We start from the raw sequence: 5,199 nt of genomic DNA, 5'->3' as shown, positions 1-5,199 counted from the left end.
TAGAGACTCAAAACTTACGGCTTTTCAGCCGTACCTCCTTCTTTTTCTTATTTATTTTTCAACGTTTTGGACGCTTGTGCTACCAGCTTAGGCAAAAACTTATTGATATCTTTGCCTGATAAGCGAAATACTTTTTAAATATACTTTCACCAAAACTGAGGATGAATCCATGTAGAGATGTCAAATAAATATTTACTTATTATTTCAATATTATTCTCTCTTGACTCTCATCATATTTGAAATTGAATATGGTATTATTTTTAACCAATTGAATTGCCTCGTCTATGACATTGATTGGAACACAAAACCATTCCCTTGGAACAAACCGATTTCCATTTTGATCATAAATATCAAGATTCAAACAAACGCCTCCGAAGAATCGATGCAATAAATTTTCCAAAGCGTGCATTTCAACTCCGTAACAATTATAGCTAGCTACTATTTCTACATCAGCAAATAGATACGTAGCTTCTTTACTGGCATGTTTAATTCTTTCTTTCACAGGCAATTTTGAGAAGCCTACTTTGTATAAGTTTTTTAAATCACTAATATTAGGATTATTTGATTTAGATCGTAAAACGTATATCCAACCAGATTGTAAGGATTCTTCGCGTGCCAGATTGGCATTATTGATTAGCTGCTTCTGTAAATTTTCATCTGTGTCTGTGATCATTTTGCCATTCTTAAGAATGGCTTTTCCTAACGATCTGAATAACATATTGCTAATGGTGCCGTTTTCAAATATGGTGACAGTCCTTCCTTCCAGTCGCACCCTGTCGCCTGATTTATTTTCTTTCAATACCTTTTCAGCATCCGAAACTTCCAAATAAGCTAGAAGCCCGTCTACAAGGTAGAAGTTACCCTCCTTCAGGTTTCTTTCAGCATCGGAAAACGGAAGCAAACGTCGCTTCCCTTCCTTCAGTTCTTGATGTACCTGTTTAAACATGAGGTCATAGCGTTCAAATTCTTTATTGGGTAATGCTTTTCGCTGAGCGATATATTCTGCATCTGCCCTACTTCCGCTTTTTGGCGTATGGACAAAATCAAAAATAGAGGTATCTCCTTCGGTTTCCAATAACCCCATATTATCATTTGCCAATATATCATTTAAGGACTCAGCTTTAGTACTCTCTTCTTTTCCCAATAGATTAAATCGGTCGAACGGCTTAAGCACACTTTTTTTTGCGGGATTTAAGCGCAATTCTTTCAAACGAGCGAACAAAGCATATTCAGACATTGATGTTTTCGCAGGTTCTCGATTATGTTTTTCAAAAAAAACATTCAATTCTTCAAACGCATCAATAAGGCGGTCTTCATCTGTACGCATATAATTTTGATGAGGCTCTTTGGCGTTTAATAACCCAAAATCATCGTCATCGAAGATATCGTCTAATGTCTTAGCCATTTTTAGATTGTTTACGTTTAGCGTCCTGCAAAAATAATAAAGCTTGGGCTAATCGTTGTTCTTTTGGATCGTATGAATTGATATCGGGAGCATTTCCTGTATTTACTTTCCATCGCTTTATAGCTTCCCAAGAAGCAACAGCTTCCTCTTCAGTCATTTCAATCCTTGTGATGTTTATAGCATCTTGAATAGATTTCAATACTGATTTTGTCACGTTTTTAGACAGGATTTCAAAAGCCTTTTGAAAAGGATTAATCGTCTCTATCAGATCGATATGAATGTCATCTATATTCACAAATGAACCCGCCATACGTATAAATTTCTTTGAACCATGATCTTCTACTTCGCCATTTTTGATGACAGAATCTACGACAACGTATTGTCTTACAGCTTCAACATCTTCATCACTCAAATCTGGATATACTTCACGGATGATTCTAGGGATGATTACAGTATTGATAACCTCCGGTTCTATGTTGCCAGGCATAGCTTTCAACATAGTGTCGTCTTGCAAAATTTTAGCTTTCAAATCATTCAAGTCGCTTTCTATAATATCTTTAGCTCTTTGTGAAGTAGGTTTTTTGAAACCGCGGATTTTGATCGTATTTCCCTCGTCATCTGAATCGTCTTCATCTTCCATAGGTTTGAACTTAAAATTCGGTGCGAGCACCTGTTCCATCAGTAAAGAGGCGGTAATTGCCTTCAGCATATTGTTTACCGCTAGCTTTACGTCATCGTCAACTGCATCAGGCTGTGCAATTAGATTGGTAAACTGAGCATGTGACTTATTGCTGCTGTCTCGAGTGGCACGTCCAATGATTTGGATAATCTCGGTAAGTGATCCACGATATCCTATGGTCAAAGCATGCTGGCAATAGGGCCAGTCAAAACCTTCCTTGGCCATTCCTAATGCGATGATCATATCAATATCATTAGGTGAGCTAACCCCTCGCAAATACGCCACAATTTTATCGCGCTCTTTTAGGTTATCATTAACCAAATCAGCAATCTTCAATATCCGTCCAGATCGTTTACTTTTTACATAAAGGACACCTGTTTCTGTATCCTGATATTCCAGATTTCCTATACAATCAATGATATGGTTTACTTCTTCCAGTTTTTCTTTAGAGGATTCGGCAGAGTTAACACTGGGTATATGGATGATTGTTTTTAGGGTTTCGTCCAATATTTCCTCTAATGCCGATGTTCCCTTTTCGGAGTCATATTTGTAATATCGGCCTCTATAAAAATGATATCCTATTCCCAATGATTTGAGATATTCGTAACCGTTCAGCTGATCATAATAATTGTAAGTTACTGCTGTGAACCTAGCTTCATCTTCTGGCAATAAAACCGGTACGCTATCGCCTCTAAAATAGGAACCTGTCATGGCTATGATATGAGCATTGGATTTTGCCATTATATTACGAAGCACATTGCCCAATATGTTTTCTCCATCCGCAGAAACATGGTGAAACTCATCAATTGCTAAAAGGCAGTCATTAAAATCTGTCTCCTTTAATCCATCAAATGCAAAGCGTAACGTTGAATGGGTACAAATTAAAATACGTTCATTAGATGCTAAAAATTCATGAAAGGCTTTTATCTTGCTTTTATCGCTGCCCGGGGTACAGAGATTATAACGTTGGTTAGGTTCCCAATTCGCATAAAAACCATATTTTGATAATTCAGTTGGTGCAAACGAATTTCCTATGGAGCGTTCCGGAACAGCAACTACTACCTTTTTTAAACCCTGATTTATCAATTTGTCCAAAGCTAAGAACATCAAGGCCCTAGATTTTCCCGAAGCAGGCGGAGCTTTTAATAGAATGTATTGGGCAGTCCTAGCTTCATAAGCTTTAGCCTGCATCTCCCGCATACCTAAAGCATTCGTAGATTTGCTTTGCCCTGTTTGGGCATAAGTTACTTTTACCAAATTGATCGGTTTTACGTATTCGGGATGTTGAATATTTTTCTGCTCCATTTTTACAACTCTCTTTTCTAAGTTACATTAAATTCTTTTGGGTAATTTATCTATCCTCAGACTTATCTAATGCCTCTGACAATTGATGTAATTTCTCTGCCAATATCTTTTTGTCTATCAGTTTGGTTTCATAATCGGCGATTACTGATGGACTTGTATTGCGTGCCATGGCATACTCTACAACTTCATTATCTTTTCCTTTGCAAAGTAAAACCCCTATACTTGCTTTCTCATGTGGTCTTTTTACGTCTCTGTCCAGTGCTTCTAAATAGAAATTGAGTTTGCCTAAAAACTCAGGTTCAAAATCTCCAATCTTTAATTCAAATAATACCAAGCACTGTAAATCCCGATGGTAAAATAGCAAATCGGTATAGTAATCTTTGTTGCCAACTTGCAGTCGATATTGATTGCCCATGTAAGTAAATCCTTTGCCGACTTCCAGAATAAATTTTTGTAAATTAAGCGTTATCGCTTTTTCCAAGTCTTTTTCTGTGTGTCCATCAGGCAAGTCTAAAAATTCAAACATATATGGATCTCTAAACAAATTTTCTGGCAAGCTGGATGTTGCGGATGAAATCAGTTTGTTTGATAGCATGGTACGCTCAAATGATGCCGATTTTATCTGCCGACGTACCTCCATCTTATTCCATTTTTCTTTAATATTCATTAACAAGTAAAATAAAATATGCTCAGGTTGCTTTACAGCCGAAAATATCTCTAAGTGGTTTGCCCATGATATTTGTAAAAGCACGGATGACAAAAATTTAGCATGGTTGTAATCTGCATCGTTTAATTGTGTCGCCATTGGCGACACAATTTCTTTTTTATCATTTCCTATTTGTGTCACCATTGGAGACACTGTTTGTATCCATAGGTAAAAAACGTCTGATTCGGCCTTGTATAGCTCGTAAAATTGTTTCATGCGGTAAAGTCCTCGCCTATTAAATCCTGATAGATTAGGAGCTTTAGAATAAATATAATCAGCTAGTTGTTGAACAGTTTTTTCTCCCCAGCTGCCAGTATCTACTTTTTCTGATACAATTTTGCCGACATTGAAATATAATAGAACCAGCTCACTATTCGCTTTACTATAAGCAAGGTTACGTGCATTCTGTATGAGTGTTAAAATATATTCAAAATCTTGCTTATTTGTATTTTCAATTTTCATTTTGATTTACTTTTACTAACCTCGGAATCTTTTTTCAAGTGCTCACTTATCTTCTTTAGATAATAGGATATTCTACCTATGTAAGTCTCGGGCGGCTCTGAATAATTCTGATCAGATATTTGGTTAAAAGATAACTTAAAATTATTAGTAAATTTTCTTCCATCTAAGCTTGAACACAAAATTTTTACGGCTATAAAATCGTCCTGATTATGTTCATGCAATTCAATCATTGAGCCAAGATAAAATTTTAACTGATATTGCGGGGGAAAGTAATTCATTCCATTTTTTACTATCCCTATTTCGGATAAAAGCATTTTACTATCTCCAAAACGTTCAAAATCCTTAATCACGTCAACCTTTACATCCTTTGCAACACCCTCGCCAAAATTTTTGATATAAAACTCCATTACACCGTGTGTCTCTGAAGCTTTCAAATATGGAACAATGTTGGGCGACTCTTTTTGAAAACGTACTTTTCTACTTTCAATAAGTTGAAAGACGGTAACTAAGGCATAAGTAGCCGTTACCACTAATAAAGCTATGGATACTATTAATTCTGAGCTCTGTCATGTCCTAAAAAAAGTAGACACTTTTATTGTTGTTGATTAAGATGTTGGAATGTGGGAAACTCCAGAGGAGTTT

General features: G+C 36.2%; 4 protein-coding genes. All 4 read right to left on the bottom strand.

Annotation, left to right across the window (positions count from 1 at the left end; translation table 11 throughout):
* Positions 1-199: 199 nt before the first annotated feature.
* The 4 genes from EPX21_RS17945 to EPX21_RS17930 are packed head-to-tail and all read right to left on the bottom strand — an operon-like array spanning position 200 to position 5,087.
* Positions 200-1,405, bottom strand: coding sequence for a GIY-YIG nuclease family protein (locus EPX21_RS17945; RefSeq protein ID WP_134091064.1), 1,206 nt, complete (start codon positions 1,403-1,405; stop codon positions 200-202).
* Positions 1,398-3,389 carry a DEAD/DEAH box helicase gene (locus EPX21_RS17940; protein ID WP_134091063.1) on the bottom strand — a complete coding sequence of 664 codons (1,992 nt, stop codon included), beginning with the start codon at positions 3,387-3,389 and terminating at the stop codon, positions 1,398-1,400. Before EPX21_RS17940 ends, EPX21_RS17945 begins: the two co-directional genes overlap by 8 nt.
* Positions 3,390-3,435: 46 nt before the next feature.
* Positions 3,436-4,557, bottom strand: a complete 1,122-nt coding sequence (locus tag EPX21_RS17935) for a YhcG family protein (RefSeq protein WP_134091062.1) — start codon at positions 4,555-4,557, stop codon at positions 3,436-3,438.
* Positions 4,554-5,087 (bottom strand): hypothetical protein, encoded by a 534-nt coding sequence (locus tag EPX21_RS17930; RefSeq protein WP_134091061.1) that lies wholly within the window; start codon positions 5,085-5,087, stop codon positions 4,554-4,556. Before EPX21_RS17930 ends, EPX21_RS17935 begins: the two co-directional genes overlap by 4 nt.
* Between the last annotated feature and the right edge of the window lie 112 nt (positions 5,088-5,199).

The sequence above is a fragment of the Olivibacter sp. XZL3 genome, from assembly GCF_004368405.1.
Classification (GTDB): Bacteria; Bacteroidota; Bacteroidia; order Sphingobacteriales; family Sphingobacteriaceae; genus Olivibacter.
This window is presented reverse-complemented; position numbering and strand designations above follow the sequence as displayed.

Bases quoted from the DNA above. Each gene is read 5' to 3' on its own strand.
- EPX21_RS17945 (WP_134091064.1), bottom strand. From the start codon at position 1,405: ATGGCTAAGACATTAGACGATATCTTCGATGACGATGATTTTGGGTTA.
- EPX21_RS17935 (WP_134091062.1), bottom strand. From the start codon at position 4,557: ATGAAAATTGAAAATACAAATAAGCAAGATTTTGAATATATTTTAACA.
- EPX21_RS17940 (WP_134091063.1), bottom strand. From the start codon at position 3,389: ATGGAGCAGAAAAATATTCAACATCCCGAATACGTAAAACCGATCAAT.